15 protein-coding genes are annotated in these 15,813 nt (G+C 62.8%); 6 read left to right on the top strand and 9 right to left on the bottom strand.

Annotation, left to right across the window (positions count from 1 at the left end; genetic code table 11):
- On the bottom strand, positions 1–1,227 hold the full coding sequence (gene coaBC / locus GAU_RS11305; protein WP_052574393.1) for a bifunctional phosphopantothenoylcysteine decarboxylase/phosphopantothenate--cysteine ligase CoaBC: 1,227 nt from the start codon (positions 1,225–1,227) through the stop codon (positions 1–3).
- A gap of 149 nt (positions 1,228–1,376) precedes the next feature.
- Here coaBC and GAU_RS11300 point away from each other — a divergent pair, with 149 nt between their 5' ends.
- Positions 1,377–2,267 (top strand): dienelactone hydrolase family protein, encoded by an 891-nt coding sequence (locus GAU_RS11300; protein ID WP_012683683.1) that lies wholly within the window; start codon positions 1,377–1,379, stop codon positions 2,265–2,267.
- A gap of 233 nt (positions 2,268–2,500) precedes the next feature.
- Positions 2,501–2,881 carry a hypothetical protein gene (locus GAU_RS11295; RefSeq protein WP_012683682.1) on the top strand — a complete coding sequence of 127 codons (381 nt, stop codon included), beginning with the start codon at positions 2,501–2,503 and terminating at the stop codon, positions 2,879–2,881.
- An 81-nt stretch (positions 2,882–2,962) separates the two neighbouring features.
- Here the strand turns inward: GAU_RS11295 and GAU_RS11290 are convergent, their stop codons facing one another.
- Genes GAU_RS11290 through GAU_RS21875 form a run of 4 tightly spaced genes read right to left on the bottom strand, consistent with a single transcriptional unit; the run spans position 2,963 to position 6,416 of the window.
- A complete protein-coding gene (locus tag GAU_RS11290; protein WP_012683681.1) occupies positions 2,963–3,595 on the bottom strand; it encodes a hypothetical protein in 633 nt (210 codons plus the stop codon).
- Complete coding sequence (locus GAU_RS20890) at positions 3,592–5,067, bottom strand: sensor histidine kinase (RefSeq protein WP_012683680.1); 1,476 nt, start codon at positions 5,065–5,067, stop codon at positions 3,592–3,594. The genes GAU_RS11290 and GAU_RS20890 overlap by 4 nt, the downstream gene beginning before the upstream one ends.
- A gap of 7 nt (positions 5,068–5,074) precedes the next feature.
- Positions 5,075–5,959 carry a sigma-54 interaction domain-containing protein gene (locus GAU_RS11280; protein ID WP_169307666.1) on the bottom strand — a complete coding sequence of 295 codons (885 nt, stop codon included), beginning with the start codon at positions 5,957–5,959 and terminating at the stop codon, positions 5,075–5,077.
- Positions 5,871–6,416: a sigma-54-dependent transcriptional regulator gene (locus tag GAU_RS21875; RefSeq protein ID WP_083765598.1), complete on the bottom strand. Its 546-nt coding sequence runs from the start codon at positions 6,414–6,416 to the stop codon at positions 5,871–5,873. The genes GAU_RS11280 and GAU_RS21875 overlap by 89 nt, the downstream gene beginning before the upstream one ends.
- A gap of 251 nt (positions 6,417–6,667) precedes the next feature.
- On the opposite strand from GAU_RS21875, the gene GAU_RS11275 reads away from it, so the two are divergent.
- The 4 genes from GAU_RS11275 to infA all read left to right on the top strand — a co-directional run bounded on the left by GAU_RS11275 (position 6,668) and on the right by infA (position 9,257).
- Positions 6,668–7,801 carry a dipeptidase gene (locus GAU_RS11275; protein ID WP_169307665.1) on the top strand — a complete coding sequence of 378 codons (1,134 nt, stop codon included), beginning with the start codon at positions 6,668–6,670 and terminating at the stop codon, positions 7,799–7,801.
- A gap of 56 nt (positions 7,802–7,857) precedes the next feature.
- The gene (locus tag GAU_RS11270; protein ID WP_012683676.1) at positions 7,858–8,436 is read left to right on the top strand and encodes an NADPH-dependent FMN reductase; all 579 of its coding nucleotides are present in this window, start codon (positions 7,858–7,860) and stop codon (positions 8,434–8,436) included.
- Between the two features lie 291 nt (positions 8,437–8,727).
- Positions 8,728–8,937, top strand: a complete 210-nt coding sequence (locus GAU_RS11265) for a cold shock domain-containing protein (RefSeq protein ID WP_012683675.1) — start codon at positions 8,728–8,730, stop codon at positions 8,935–8,937.
- Between the two features lie 104 nt (positions 8,938–9,041).
- Complete coding sequence (infA, locus tag GAU_RS11260; protein ID WP_012683674.1) at positions 9,042–9,257, top strand: translation initiation factor IF-1; 216 nt, start codon at positions 9,042–9,044, stop codon at positions 9,255–9,257.
- 196 nt (positions 9,258–9,453) lie between these two features.
- On the opposite strand, the gene GAU_RS11255 is transcribed toward infA, so the two are convergent.
- Genes GAU_RS11255 through GAU_RS11240 form a run of 4 tightly spaced genes read right to left on the bottom strand, consistent with a single transcriptional unit; the run spans position 9,454 to position 15,802 of the window.
- Positions 9,454–9,996, bottom strand: a complete 543-nt coding sequence (locus GAU_RS11255) for a GNAT family N-acetyltransferase (RefSeq protein ID WP_052574391.1) — start codon at positions 9,994–9,996, stop codon at positions 9,454–9,456.
- Between the two features lie 45 nt (positions 9,997–10,041).
- A complete protein-coding gene (locus tag GAU_RS11250; RefSeq protein WP_012683672.1) occupies positions 10,042–13,131 on the bottom strand; it encodes an efflux RND transporter permease subunit in 3,090 nt (1,029 codons plus the stop codon).
- An 8-nt stretch (positions 13,132–13,139) separates the two neighbouring features.
- Entirely contained in the window at positions 13,140–14,336 is a 1,197-nt protein-coding gene (locus GAU_RS11245; protein WP_012683671.1) for an efflux RND transporter periplasmic adaptor subunit, read from the bottom strand.
- Positions 14,333–15,802: a TolC family protein gene (locus GAU_RS11240; RefSeq protein WP_012683670.1), complete on the bottom strand. Its 1,470-nt coding sequence runs from the start codon at positions 15,800–15,802 to the stop codon at positions 14,333–14,335. The genes GAU_RS11245 and GAU_RS11240 overlap by 4 nt, the downstream gene beginning before the upstream one ends.
- Between the last annotated feature and the right edge of the window lie 11 nt (positions 15,803–15,813).

The following is a 15,813-nucleotide window of genomic DNA, read 5'->3' as shown; positions in this document are numbered from 1 at the left end:
TTAAAAGTCCGCTGCTCCAGCTACCGCGCCGATGCCTGTTTGGCGCGGGCGGGCGGCCTGCAGGCGGCCGTGCAGCAGTTCACTCAGTTCGGCCACGTTGGCGAACGAAGCGCTGCCGGTCTGCGATACCAACTGGCCCGGGTGCGCGGCGCCGTCGATGCGTGACCAATCGTTGGCCACCACGGCGTCCACCGCCTGGCCCAGCAATCCCCGTGCGATTTCGGCCGTGCCGTCCTCGGTCTGATTGAGTGTCAGCTTGAAGCCGATCACCTGCACATCTGCATTGGCCGAATACTGTTTGAGGCGGGGCAGGATCTTGAAGTTCGACTTGAAACGCAGGTCGAGCGTATCCCCGCTGCGAAGCTTCACGTTGCCATCGGCTGTTCCCCCATTCACCGAGTCAACGGAGTAATCGCTGACCGCCGCGGCATGGATGACGCCATCGTAGCGCTGCGCCGCAAGTTCACGCTGCAGGGTCGCGTCGAGATCCGCAAACGAACCGTACGGGACACGCGCGATGGAGGCGTTGGGCAGTGCCGAGCCTTGCCCGTGCACGAAGGTCACCTGCCATCCCTTGGCGGCCAGACGGTCGGCAATCGTCGCGCCGGTGCGACCGGTGCTCACATTGGTCACGAAGCGGATGCCATCGATCGGTTCGCGAGTGGCACCTGCGGTGATCAGGATGCGTCCGAGTCGCTGTGGTGTAACCCGCGCGACGATGTCGTCAGGCTCGAGCAGTCGTCCTTCACCCACTTCACCGCAGGCCAGATTGCCCCCGCTGCTGGGATGCATGATCACCCCCGCCCGCGTGGCTTTGGCCATGTTCTCCACGGTGGCCGGATGACTGATCATCTCGCGGTTCATGGCCGGGAACACGTGCAAGGCCTTCTCGCGCGGCCAGGCCAGCGTGAGCGCGCCCACCAGATCTTCGGCCAATCCGTGCGCCATGTGCGCAATGGTGTTGGCCGTGGCGGGACAGATCACACCAAAATCACACCAGCGGCTCAGGTGGATGTGATCCATGGCCCGCCCATGTTCCCATAGATCCGAGAGAACCGGGTGCCCGGTGAGGCCCTCGAAGGTGGCCGCGCCGACGAACTGCAGGGCCGCGGGAGTGGCCACCACGCGCACCTCGTTGCCGTTTTGCACGAGTCGGGAGACGACCTGCGCCGCTTTGAACGCAGCGATCGATCCGGTGACGACAAACAGGATCCGGGACTTTGGCATACCCTGGAAGCTAGTGCCCAGCGGGGGAACTGCCAGCATGACGAGGGTCCGGCGACCGTCTTCCTCCCCCGAGGCATGGCGGTACATTTGCTCCGCTTGTGACGGTTACCGAGATCCGCCCCTTCCCCCGTGCCTTCGCAGGTGCCCCTATGGAACGTAAGAACGCGCATGATTTCGATCAGGAACTGCTCATCCTGTTCGATGCGTATGTGCACGGCGGTATCGACCGCCGCACCTTCCTCGACAAGGCGGCGAAATACGCGGTCGGTGGCGTCACCGCCGCGATGCTGCTCGATCAACTGAGCCCGAAGTTTCTCGAGGCACAGGTCATCAAGCCTGACGATACGCGCATCGAACAGGACTACATCGAATTCCCGTCGCCCAATGGTTATGGCACCGCGCGCGGGTATCTCGCGCGCCCCACAGGACGTTCGGGCAAGATGCCGGGTGTGCTCGTCATCCATGAAAACCGCGGGCTCAATCCACACATCGAAGACATTGCCCGTCGCCTTGCGGTAGACGGATTCGTGGCGCTTGCCCCGGACGCCTTGTTTCCGTTGGGCGGCTATCCCGGTGACGAAGAGAAGGCTCGCGAACTCTTCCCCAAACTCGAACAGCCAAAGACCCAACAGGACTTCATCGCCGCGTCGCGTTTCCTCAAGAATCGCCCCGAATGCAGTGGGAAGATCGGCGCCGTCGGTTTCTGCTACGGCGGCGGCATGGTCAACTTTCTTGCCACCCAACTAGGCACGGACCTCTCGGCTGGCGTGCCGTTCTATGGATCGTCGGCGAATCTCGCCGATGTGCCGAAGATCAAGGCACCGCTCATGATTCAGTCCGCCGAGAACGATCCGCGCATCAACGCGAGTTGGCCGGACTTCGAGACGGCGCTCAAGGCAGCCAACGTTGCCTATGAGCGCCACCTCTATCCCGGTACGCAGCACGGCTTCAACAACGACACCACGCCGCGATATGACGCGGCCGCCGCCAAGCTCGCCTGGGAGCGCACCGTGGCCTTTTTCCGCCAACACGTGCGGTAGAGGCCATTCGAAAATTCCCCTCGAGAGTGCCGTCGCGCGCAGGGAAAAATTCCCTGATTCCCCGATTCGCTGTGCGCGGCGGATCTCTCGAGAACGGTGGTAAGTGCTTTGCTCTGAATGGATTGCCTGCCCAAAGGCTTCTGGCACGCGGGTTGCTTTGTAAGGAGTCGACTGGAAGACGATAACCGTCATGCCAGCATTCCTACCAAAGTTCTTTTGTGCCAGGAGGCCATATGACGAACCGACTCTCTGCTGGATTCGCTGGACTCTCCATTGCGGCGGTGGTGCTCACGAGTTCTGCCGTCGGCGCCAAGCCCGCGCCGGTGCCGCCGTTCGGAGCGGCATGCTCGGCGACCGTTTCCCAAGCGCTTGCGGTGCGCCCGGGCGAGCAGGAAGTGAACGTGACGCTCTCTGAGGAGCTGACGGAACAGCCCAAGGCAGACATCGCGCGCGAGAGCAACATCAAGGTGAGCTCCGTGACCAAGGGTGCTGACAACAAGAACTTCACCCTGAAGGTGGATGCGAGTGGTGCGGCGGCTGGCGCGTGGGCACTGACGCTCACCGGTGGCGCGACCAGTTGTGCTGGTGAAGTCAAGGTCACTCCAGCGGAGTGACGAGGGCGTCGGACGTGCCTTGGGCACGTCCGTACCACCCTCGTGTGAGGCCCGTGGCGTCAACTTCGTTGGAGCGCTGGTTCAGCGCCCCGGCGGAGTGGCGCCACGTTCGCGTTGCGGCTCGATCATTGGCGTTGGTCGTGGCGGTCGCGACAGGTCGATCGCTTTGAGGCGCTCGAGCTCCGTGCGCAATGTGGCCAACTGCATCTCCCGATCTCGCAGGTCGGCTTCGAGACGGCCAACCAATCGCTGCAGCAGCACGCGCTCACTGTCCGAGGCTGAACTCGTCGCACGCAGGCGATCGTGCTCGCGACGAAGCTCCTCCAGTACACCTTCCTGCCGCCTGACGGAATCTTGGAGCGCCTCACGGATGGTGCGATGTGCCGTTCGCTCCTGCACGATGAGCTGCAGCAGTCGCTCCAGCCGAACGTCTCCTTCTGGCACTTTCTCGGGAGTCATGTAGATCCTCGACACACGCAGCAGCTCCAGCGCGCGTTCCGGATCCCATGTGGCACTGTCGGGCATCGCATGAATACGCGCCACTCGCCTGACGGCCTCGCTGTCACGCAACAACAGCGAATCATTGCGGAAAGTGCTGGCCGCCAACTGCCATTGACCGGCCCGCACTTGCTGCTGAAAGACACTGCGGGCGCATCCCGACGTAACGAACAACGTCGCGAAGAGTGCAAGACGCGTGCGATGGGACGCGGTCATGCGGCCGCCTCGCCGTGCGGCGCAACGACGGTCGATGAAAGGCCAGGCAGCTTTACCACGAACACGCTTCCACCGCCATCTCGTGCCAAAACGGCAATGTGTCCTCCGTGCGCATGCACGACCTCGCGGCAAATGGTCAGTCCCAATCCCGTGCCACGGCCGCTCACGGCGCGACCGGCCGCTGTTTGATAGAACCGATCGAAGACGCGCTCGGCATCCTCCCGCTCTACACCGGGCCCACGATCCGCCACCGACAGCATCAGCGTCGACCCGTGGGTTGCCAGATCCACCGATACCACGTCACTGCGGGGCGAGAACTTCACGGCATTCTCCAGCAGATTGTCCACCAGTTGACGGACACGATCGGCATCGGCCACCAGCACCACCGACGCGGCGACGTTTCGAAGGAGCTGTATGCGTATACCGCGCTCATGCCCTGAGGCCTGGGCATGTTGCACCGCATTCTCCATGAACGACTGCACCGCGATGGATTCGTATTGCAGTGGCAATCCGGCTTCGATGCGTGACAAATCCAACAGCTTGGCGATCATCACGCCCAGTCGGTCGGCGCTTTCGCGCTGGAGCAGCAGCACGCGCCGTTGAGAGTCACGGAGAGGACCCGGGACTTCGTCCAGCAGCAGGGAGGTGGTTTCGCGCAGCGACGCGAGTGGAGACTTGAGATCGTGCGAGACATTCGACACGAACTCCCGCTTCATGCGATCCAGTTCACCGAGCCGCGCCGTCATCGTATTGAAGGCCCCGGCGACCTGCCGGAATTCATCACTCCACTCGAGTTGGAGACGATGATCGAACTGACCCTGGGCCACCGACTGTGTGCCGGCGCTGAGGGCCCGCAGCGGCTTGGTGATGGAGCGACGGAGTGCCAGCCCTGATATCAAGGCCACCAGCAACGCGCCGGCCGCGGCAATCCAGGATACGCGCTCGGCCGTGTCGGCCACGGCGCGTGATGCGAAGGCTCCTTCACGCATGGCCCGTTGCGAAGCGTCACCCAGTGCTTCCCCAGCCAATCGCAGGGAATCCAGCGCCCGCTGCAGATCCATGGCGTTCTGCGCGGCCGCTGATCGGCCGGGCGCCTGCAGTGCCGGACGGGCTGCGATGTCGTTGACCTGCTGCCAGGCATGTGCGACATCCCTCAGCGCCTGCCGTTCCATACCGTTCACCGGCAGCGCCAGCAGGTTGTCCAACTCCTGCGAAAACTCCGCGCGCACGGTTGCGGACTTGGTCAGGTATCCGCGATCACGTGTCACGGCATATTTGGCCAGCGATTCATCGAGCGACACAATGCGCTCGTTCTGCCGTGCCTGAGCCAGGACCACCCTGGTGGACACATCGGTCAGCCGTTCCGTCGTGCGGACCACGCGGTGCAGGGCGCGAAGGTGATAGAGCTCCACCGCGCCGAGCAGGGCAACATTCACCCCCAGTACCACCCATAGTCGTCGGGCAACCGTCATCGGTGACTCACCCGTCGAGCGCCCAACTGCGCAATTTGTTGCGAATGGTCTTCACGTCGAGCCCGAGTAGACGCGCAGTCTCGGCCTTGTTGTTGCCCGTGCGCTCCAATGTGGTGCGAATGAGGAGTCGCTCTGCCTCGGCCAGTGTGGTGTGAGCCGGAAGCTCGAGCGAGTGACCGGTGGGCTTTGCCGCGCCGATGTGAGGGGGCAGATGCGACGGCTCGATCCATCCATGTCGAGCAATCACCACGGATCGCTCGATCACATTGCGCAGTTCGCGGACGTTGCCGGGCCAATGCCATGCCTGCAGACGGTCCATGGTCGTCTCCCGCATCGCATGCACTTCCGCGCCGTGTTTGTGGTTGAACAGGTGAATGAAATGGCGGGCGAGCAAGGGAATGTCCTCTGTGCGTTCGCGCAGCGCCGGCAACACGATACTGAACACATTCAGACGGTACATCAGGTCCGCGCGCAGCTTCCCCTCGTCCACCGCCGTCATCGGGTCGCGGTTGGTGGCCGCAATGACCCGCACATCGAAGGCCGCCTCGCGGGCCGATCCGAGACGCCGTACCCGGCCGTCCTCGAGCACCCGCAACAATTTCGGTTGCAGTGCGATCGGCATCTCGGCCAGTTCGTCCAGCAGCAACGTGCCGCGATCGGCCTGTTCGAAGCAGCCGGCGCGGGAACTCACGGCACCGGTGAATGCGCCACGTTCATGGCCGAAGATCTCCGATTCCATCAAGCCCTCTGGAATGGCCGCTGCGTTGATGGCCACAAAGGGCTGCGAGGCGCGTGTGCTCAGCTCATGGATGGTTCGGGCAGCCACTTCTTTGCCTGTGCCACTTTCGCCCGTGATGAGCGCGCCGGCATCGGTGGACGCGATGAGCGACAATTGCGCGCACGTCGCGCATTGCCGCACTGGACCCGATCAGTCCACCCGTGGCGGGTTCCTGCAGCGCTTCGTCCAGTGAGCGGGCGGCCTTCCGCTCACGCTGATCGACGCGCACCGACTCGAGCACGGCACGCAGGGTGGCCGTGTCGATCGGTTTGGTGAGGAAGTCGGTCGCGCCCGCTTTCATGGCCTCCACGGCGGCGTCGACATTGGCATGTGCGGTGATCAGCACAACGGGCAACGCCGCGTTCCGCGCCTTGAAGCGCCGCAGCAGATCGAGGCCGGAGAGGCCAGGCAATACCACATCGCTGAGCACCAGATCCGGTTCGGAGGTATTCAGCAACGTCTCGGCTTCCTGTACGTCACCCGCCGTGGCTACGCGATAGCCCCAGCTTGTCAATCGCTGGGAGAGCACTTCGCGCAGTGCGGGCTCATCGTCGACAACCAGTACGTACATGGGCACACGGGTTCGGGGGGGGGGGGCGAATGGACCATTGTACCCGGGTGCACATCAGAGGAGGCCCGAGAATGCGCTCTTTGTCGCCTGCAACGTGACTGTTGACACATTTGCGGTGCGATCTGGCGCACAGCCATGGCAACAGCGAAAATCGGGGCGCGTCGCCGCACGTGGCGGAGGCGCATTTCCCCCCGAGCACGTCGATCGCCATGGATCGTCGCACCGTTCTTCGCACGCTCGCGCACGCGGGCATGGCTTCTTTCGCCGCGCCCGCCGTGCTGCGTGGCCGCTATCGACTCTTTGCCCAGTCCGGGAACGAATATTCGGCGCGCACCATTGCCTTGATGCGTGAGTCGACGGTCATCGACATGCTGTGCCAATTCGCGTTCGACGACTTCCGTCGCCCCGGTGGTCCGTTGGGACAACGATGGCTGCGGGATCCGCGCACGTTCACCGCCGAGGATTTCGCGATGTTTCGCGACTCCGGCGTGAATGTGTTGGCCCTCGGCAGTGGGCCGGGAAGTTACGACGATGCCATGCGGTTTTATGCGCAGTGGAACGGTTTCATTGCCTCCAACAGCCAGTGGTTCACCCGCATCGATGACGCGACGGACCTGCGCTCAGTGAAGGCGACCGGCAAAGTGGGCGTCATGCTCACCGCGCAGATCTCCGATCATTTTCGCACGGCCGCTGATGTGAACACGTTTTACGGACTCGGCCAGCGCGTGTCACAGCTCACATACAACTCACAAAGTCGTATCGGCGCCGGGTTTCTCGAGAATCGCGATGGCGGATTGTCGTCGTTCGGGCAGGAGATCGTCGCCCGTATGGAGCAGGTGGGCATGGTGGTGGATTTGTCCCATTGTGCCGATCAAACCACCCTCGACGCGCTCGAGGTGGCGAAGCGCCCACCCATCTTCTCTCACGCCTCGGCCCGCGCGCTGCTACCGGCGTGCACGCGCTGCAAGACTGATGACGCACTGCGCAAGCTGGCCGCCAAGGGCGGGGTGGTGGGTGTGCCCATGATCCGCTTCATGATTCGTCCAGCGCCACCCGTCACCGTGCAGCATATGGTCGATCATGTGGAGCATCTCTACAAGCTCATTGGCCCGGATCACGTGGGTATTGGCTCTGACCTCGACATGATCGGACTGTCCAACGGCATGCCAGCCACGGGACAGCCCAATCTCACCAACCAGCCGAACTTCGATCGCTATGGCGCGTATTTCGCGTCCGACGGCATGGCGCATGTGGATGGATTGAATCACCCCAAGCGTGTCTTCGATCTCACCGAAGCCATGGTGCAGCGCAAGCACTCGGATGCGAACATCCGGCTGCTGTTGGGCGGCAGTTTTTCGCGGGTGTTGGCGCAGGTCTGGAAGTAGGTGCGAGTTGTTCCCGAAGCTCGTGGCTCACATCTTCATCGGCAGGAGGTGACACCATGAGCTCGACCGAACGTCCGTTGGTTGTCTGCGCGATTGCTGGCAGCCTGCGCCAGGCATCCTACAATCGCGCGTTGCTGCGAGCCGCGCAGGAACTCGCTCCGGAGGGGATGGAGATCCGCATTTTTGACCGGGTAGGCGACCTCCCCCTGTTTGATCAGGATCTCGAAGCGCAGGGAGACCCCGAGCCCGTGGTCGCGATGCGCCGAGCCATCGCCGAGGCTGACGCCCTGCTCATTGCCACCCCGGAATACAATCACGGGGTCCCCGGCGTGCTCAAGAACGCCATCGACTGGGCGTCCCGGCCACCGCGGGGGGCCGTGCTGGCCGGCAAGCCGACGGCCATACTCGGGGCCAGCCCCGGGGTCACCGGGACGGCCCGGGCGCAGTCCCAGCTTCGGCAAACGTTCGTGTTTACGGACACGCCCGTCCTGCCGCAGCCGGAAATCCTCGTGTACCGGGCCCACGAGAAGTTCGACGCCGAGGGGCGGCTGACCGATGAGCGCACCCGGGAATTCGTCGGCAAGCTGCTGGTGGGGCTGGCAAGCTGGACCAGAAGGCTGGGGTCGCCTGGCTGATCACGCCCCAATTGTGACATTCATCCGGAATCCGGGCGAAAAACCATTTGCTATTTGGTGGCGGATCCCCTACAATATCCAAAGCGGTGAATGCGCACTCGCGCGTGGACAAGTTCTGACTGAACGGGCCTGCCAAAGCGAGCGGGCCCGTTTGTGTTTTCACCGTAGCCACCAAATGGTGGTGCCCGTCGTGAGGGCGATCACGAGCACGTGGAAGTCGGTATCGTTTTGCAGGGCCTCCGGGCTTGCTCCGACCATCCGAACACCGAGCAACACCGAGAGGACTGTATTATGCGTACGACAGGCACCGTGAAGTGGTTCAACGACGCGAAGGGTTTTGGTTTCATCACGCCGTCCGACGGCCAGAAGGATTGCTTCGTGCATCATTCGGCCATCCAGGGCAACGGCTTCAAGTCGCTGACCGAAGGCGAAACCGTTGAGTTCGACATCGTGCAGGGCCAGAAGGGCCCCGCCGCCGAGAACGTGACGCGCTCGCGCTAAAACATTCAGGGGGCGCGTGACCACTCGGTCACGCGCCCTCCGATGTTTGGGTGTGATTCACCCTGGAGGCATCCAGAGTTTATGTCCATCACTATGGAGCGTGCATGAAACAAGACATGATCGAGTTTGAGGGTGTCGTAACGGACGTGCTGCCGAGCACCATGTTCCGGGTAAAGCTGGAGAATGACCACGAGGTGCTCTCCACAGTGGCTGGCAAGATGCGCAAGTTCCGCATCCGTATCCTCGCTGGCGATCGCGTGACGGTGGAAGTGTCGCCGTACGATCTGAGCCGCGGCCGCATTACGTTCCGCCACAAGTAACACACGTCGCGGCCTCTCACGGGCCGCGCCCGCCGTAAACGGTCAGGCACCTGTCTGCCGACGCCTGTACGGCCAGCACATCGTCATTCCCCCCGTCTGAAACACTTCCGGGTGAGCGCTGCGCACGCGTGCGCTTGGCGATGTACGACGAACATTCGACACATCAAGCAAGCGCTACCCGCTCGCGAGAGACCCATCATTCGCGCACCAGCGCATGCATGATGGCGTCCACCGGCTGGCCGCCTACCATCAGACGCTGGCGCAGTATCGCCTCCCGGATGGCTCCACACTTCTCGGCGACGCGCTGGCTACGCAGGTTGCCCACCGCGACGACGATTTCCAAGCGATTGAGGGCGGTGTTGGCGAAGGTCCATTCCGCCAGCACCTGTACCGCGCGCGTGGCAATGCCTAGTCCCGTCCGCGAGCTCCTGATCCAGTATCCCAGATTGGCGAAACGGTCGACCTGATTCACATGGTTGATGCCGCAGCACCCGATCAGGGATCCGCCATCGTCAACGATCACGAATTCAAAGGCCGAGTGCTCGGCGTGGCCCTGCATGGTGGAGCGAATCCAGGACTCCGCATCGGCTTCCGCATATGCGGGGTGGCACCACGCCATCCATCGCGAAACATCCCGCACGGACTCGTGCACGGCCTGAGTCAGTGCGGCGACATCGTTTGGCGTGGGCGGGCGGATCACGATTTCCATCGGTGCGCTCATGATGCTCTTGGGTGGCATGAGAAGGCCATACTACGCTCATTCTCCATCCGATGCGCATCAAGTTCAATGCGGCGCGGCACGATCGGACCGCGATTCGATGATCAGGTACATCATCGGTAGCACGAGCAGGGTGAGCACCGTGCTCGTGACCAGCCCGCCGATCACCACGGTGGCAAGTGGACGTTGCACCTCCGCCCCTGCGCCACTCGAGATGGCCATCGGGATGAACCCGAAGCTCGCCACCAGCGCTGTCATCAAGACGGGACGCAGGCGGGTCATGCCGCCTTCGCGCACGGCCACGGCCAGCGATCGACCGGCCGCGCGCAGGTCGTTCATACACGACACCATCACCACGCCGTTCAACACGGCGATGCCGAACAGCGCGATGAAACCCACGCCCGCCGAGATGCTGAATGGCATGCCACGCAGGAACAGGGCAATGATCCCGCCCACCGTGGCCAGCGGAATGCCGGTGAAGACCAACGCGGCCTGTCGTACTGACTGAAAGGTGGCAAAGAGCAACACGAAGATGAGCAGCAATGACAACGGTACGACCAACGCCAGTCGTCCTGATGCACGCTCGAGGTTTTCGAACTGACCGCCAAACTCCGGGCGATATCCCGCTGGCAATGGGATCTTGCCGGACTCGAAGAGCGTTCGTACCTCTGACACGAAGCCGCCGATATCACGGCCACGCACGTTGCCTTCGACAATCACCAGGCGTGATCCGTTTTCGTGACTGACTTCCGCTGGACCATTCACCACCTCCACGGTAGCCAGTGTGCCCACCGGCACCCGTTCTCCACCGGGTGCGCTGACCAGCAATGCGCTGATGGAAGATGGGCTCGCACGAACCGTCGCCGGAAACCGGACCGTGAGGTCGAAACGACGCTGTCCCTCGAGCACCTGTGACACAGGCACCCCGCCGATCGCCTCCACCGACTCCATGACATCCGCCGCGTTGATCCCATAGCGGGCCAGTTGCTCGGGGAGGACGGAAATCTGCAGTTGGGGCAATCCTTCGAGTTGCTGAGCTTTGAAGCCGGCGGCGCCAGGCAGGGCAGACACGGCGGACACCACCCGATCGGCTACCTGACTCAGTTGCTGGAGATCGTCGCCATAGATCTTGATGGCGAGATCGGATCGTACTCCGGCAATGAGTTCGTTGACGCGCAGTTCGATGGGCTGACTGAAGCTGAAGACCAATCCCGGAATCTCGGAGAGCGCCGCGCTCATCTTCGTTTCGAGTTCCGCCTTCGATGTTGCGGCCTTCCAACGTGATTCGGGGTGCAGCATCACGAAGACATCCGAGATGTTGACGCCCATCGGATCGGTGGCGATCTCGGGTCGGCCCGTCTTGGAGACGATGTCTTTCACTTCGTCAGGGAACTGCTGCAGAAGCACCTGCTCCAGTTGGGTCGTCTGACGCACGGATTCTTCCAGCGAAACACTGGGCAGTCGCAGTACCTGCAAGGCAAATGCGCCTTCGTCCAGACGAGGAATGAACTCGGCGCCAAGAAACGGTGCTGCGGCCAATGCGAGCAGCACAGAAACACCAGCACCCGCGAGCACACGCCGCTGACGCACCAGTGCCCACTCCAGCGCTGGCCCATAGATCCGCTTGGCGCGCTGGATGAACCACACATCCTTCTCTTCCACCTTGCCACGCAGCAGTGAGGAGACCAGCACGGGCGTCACGAGGAAGGTGATCAACAACGAACCCACGAGCGCAAACACCACCGTCAGCGCCATGGGCCGAAACATCTTGCCTTCCACACCTTCGAGTGTGAGGATGGGCAGGTACACCACGATGATGATGCCCACGCCAAACAGCACGGGGCGTCCGACTTCCGCGCAGGCATCGAGCACGGTGGCCAGAAACGACTCCCCCTCTTTGCGATGGCCAAGTCGTCGCATGGAGTTCTCCACCATCACCACGGATCCGTCCACCACAAGTCCGAAGTCGATGGCACCGAGGCTCATCAGGCTGCCCGCGATGCCCATCTTCACCATCAGGCTCACGGCAAACATCATCGAGAGCGGAATCGCCAATGCCACGATGAGCGCCGCCCGCAGGTTGCCAAGCAGCAGGAACAACACGGCGACCACCAGCACAGCGCCTTCGACGAGATTTTTCTCCACGGTTCTGATCGTCCGGTCGATCAGCGAGGTGCGGTCGTAGAAGGGCAGGAGTTGCACGCCGTCTGGCAGACTGCGGGCCGCCGCCGCGAATCGCTCCTTGACATCGGACACCACGGTCCGTGCATTGGCTCCCATTCGCATCATCACGATGCCGGTCACCACTTCGCCGCCACCGTTTTGTGTCACGGCGCCCTGACGAATGGCCGATCCGATTTCCACGTCAGCGATATCACCGACACGAACCGGTGTGCCTTCCCGACTGGTCACCACGATACCGCGGATCTGGTCGAGACTCTGCACCTGACCCACGCCACGGATCACCAACTGTTCGGCCCCCTGGGTCAGATAGCCGCCACCCGCGTTCTGATTGTTGGCGGCCACGGCATCCAAGACCTGTCGAAGCGTGATGCCGTATTGCAGGAGCGCCTCCGGTCGCACCAATACCTGATACTGCTTGGTGAAGCCACCGAAACTGTTGACCTCTGCGACGCCCGGAACACTGCGCAACTGTGTGGCCACCACCCAGTCCTGCAGTGTGCGGAGTTCGATGGCGTTGTGCCGGGATGTGTCGGATGCGACAAGGGCGTACTGAAAGACCTCGCCGAGTCCGCTCGAAATCGGACTCATCTCCGGTTGTCCAAGGTTCGCAGGAATGTCTTCGCGGGCCTGCTGCAGGCGTTCCTGCACCTGCTGGCGTGCGAAGTAGATGTCGGTTCCTTCCTTGAACACCACCGTGACCTGAGACAGGCCAAACTTGGAGATCGAGCGAATCTCTTCCAGTGCCGGCAGGCCGAACATCGACAGCTCCACCGGCAGGGTGATCTGACGCTCCACCTCGAGCGGTGAAAGCGCGGCTGCGTTGGTGTTGATCTGCACCTGGACATTGGTCACGTCCGGTACGGCATCGATGGGCAGGCGCATGGCCGACCAGGTGCCCACGCCAATCAACAGCACGACCAGGAAGGTCACGAGCAGGCGTTGCCGGAGTACGGCCGCAAGTAATGTGCGCATGCGGACTCCTAGTGACCGTGCTCGCCGATCTCACCTTTGGCGAGCTCGGACCGGAGAACAAACGCGCCACGCATCACCACCGGCGCTCCAACCGCCAAGCCGCTCCGGATCATCACTCGGCCACCATCCACGGCATCACCCACGACAACGGGCTGTGGAATGAACTGGCCGGCTTTGGGGCCCGGAACGAACACCACCTTCTGGCCGTCCATGTCCTGTACTGCATCAACAGGCAACACCACCGTGGGCGTGCCGTGCGTGCTCACGACGATGGTGGCTTCCGCGAACATGCCTGGTCGCAGCAGACCATCCCGGTTGGGCACATCGATGCGGGCCCGCACAGTGCGCCGCGCCGGATCGAGAATGGGCCCCACATACGAAATCTGCCCCTCGAATGTGCGATCAGGGTACGCGGTCGTGCGCACCACGACACGCTGCTTTTCGTGCACACGCGCCAAGTCTCGCTCGAAAATATCAAGCTCAATCCAGAGACGACTCAGGTCGGCGACGGTGAAGAGCGTATCCTGCGATGTGGTCATTTCACCGAGACTGGCATCGCGCGAAACCACTACGCCATCGAATGGAGCCGTGACCGCAAACTGTCCGTCGCTGCCGTGACCGGCCCCCAGCACCGACAGTCGCGATTCTGCGCTGCGCAAACGGGCCTGCTGTCGACGCAGTTCGGCCTCTGCATCGAGCAACTCCTTACGGCTCGAGATTCCCTGTGTGGCCAGCCGCTGTTCACGCGCGAAATTCTCGCTCGCGATTTTCACGAGTTCCTGAGCTTCTGTCTCTTCGGCGCGGATTTGCCCGACTTCCGGGCTTTCGAGGATAGCCAGCGCCTGTCCCCGACTCACGCGTGTGCCGAGATCCACGCGCACCGTGACGACCCGACCACTGGTGCGCGATCCCACATGGCTCACCCGGTTGGCGTCGTATCCGATCGTACCGGTCACCGCGAGCGTGCTCGAAGATATGGATGGCGCGGCTTCCACCACGATGCCTCCCTGGCGGATCTGCGTGGTGTCGAGCTGGACGTGTTCCGGCGTCTCTGCCTCCTCCTGGGCATGTGTCTCAGCGGCATCCACCGCCGGTGTGTCCGTTGATTCGCATGCGGTGAACACGAAGCAGAAGGTCATGACGGCCAGCAGTGCGCCCGCGCGACGCGCAAGTGCGCGCCATGGCGACGAGTTGATGCATGTCATCGTGTCGACTCTGAAGAAGGGTGCGAGGTCGATTGTATGTCGGATGGCGCGATGGACGGTCCGCCGAGCGCCGATTCGAATTCGACGAGTGCGCGTTGGCGAAGCAGCCAGGCATCCCAGTAGCCCAGTTCTGCATCGAGCAACTGATTGCGGAGCAGCAGCAGGGTGGGCAGGGGGATCTTGCCGGCGCGGTAGGCTGTCTCGAGCAAGGCGCCATTGGTGCGAGCCGGCTGCAACACCGTGCGTGCGTAGATCGCCACTTCGTTTGCCGTGGCCGCATACGCGCTCGCCGCCGTCACGATCTCGGCGCGTACCTGTAGCAGCACGGCACGTCGATCGAACTCCAACTGGCGTCGCCGGGCCGTCAACGCATCGACCGTGCCCTGATTGCGATTCCAGAGCGGGATGCCAAACCCCAGCGCCGGCCCCAGTCGCAGCCCTCGCTCGTTGGGCATCTGCTCCACATAGAGGCCGACACGGACATTGGGAATGACCTCACGCCGCACGAGTTGTGTACGCAACGTGGTCTCATCGATCAACGCATTGATGGCGCGAAGATCGGCCCGTTTCGTGATCGCGTCGTTCATCAGCGAGTCGAGGTGTTGCACCTGACCGGCGCTGTCTACGACAGGTATTCGTGATGTCATGGAATCGCGTGCCGATTCCGACGCCGAGGGCTCGAGCGAGAGCAGCGTTTCCGGAGCAAGACCCACGGCGCGTTTGAGTTCAACCAGGCGATTGGTCTGCTGACGCAGCTCACCGATCACACGCGCCTGCGCACGCCCCGATTCGATCTCGGCGAGGTTGGCTTCGAGCGCACTGATCTCACCTTCGCGCAACTGCAACACCACCGCTTCGAGCAAACGACGCCCAATATCCGCACTGGCCCGAACTACATCGATTCGGCGCAGCGACGCTTCGGCTGCGTAGTACGCATTGGACGCGTCGGCGATCCGCTCGCGCGCGGTGTTGCGGATGGTGGCATCGGCCAGTCGCACGCCGGCATTGGCCGCCCGACGACGGAGGCCGCGTTGCCCCGCCCACTCGACTTCCTGTGACAGCGTGAATTCGAGTGGATTTCGCGGAGCGGTGGCCCCGGTGCCCGGTGCCGCCAGCGACAAGTCGGGGTTGAAGGGCAGGAGGGATGCCTGTCGCAGAGTGCCTCGTGCGATAGCGGATTCCTCGCGCATGGCGAGATAGGCCGGATCGTTGGAAAGCACGAGGTGACGCACCCGGTCGAGCGAAAGCCGGAGAGTGTCAGCCTGAGCGATCCGTGGCGCGCTACGAAGATCCCGATTGGGTGTCGCGTGGTCCTGCGCGGCGCTTGTATTGAACGCGACCAGGACCAGCAACAGCAAGAGACATGGCAGCAGCGATGTGCCGCTGATAGGACGCGCCGAGCACGATGTGCGCGACGAGCGCGCGCCCCACCGCGTCGCCCTGGAGTGGCGAACAGCGAACGACATAGGGAAAGTGG

The sequence above is a fragment of the Gemmatimonas aurantiaca T-27 genome (assembly GCF_000010305.1).
GTDB classification, from domain to species: domain Bacteria; phylum Gemmatimonadota; class Gemmatimonadetes; order Gemmatimonadales; family Gemmatimonadaceae; genus Gemmatimonas; species Gemmatimonas aurantiaca.
Note: the sequence above shows the minus strand (reverse complement) of the source record. Positions and strands in the feature narration are given on the sequence as shown.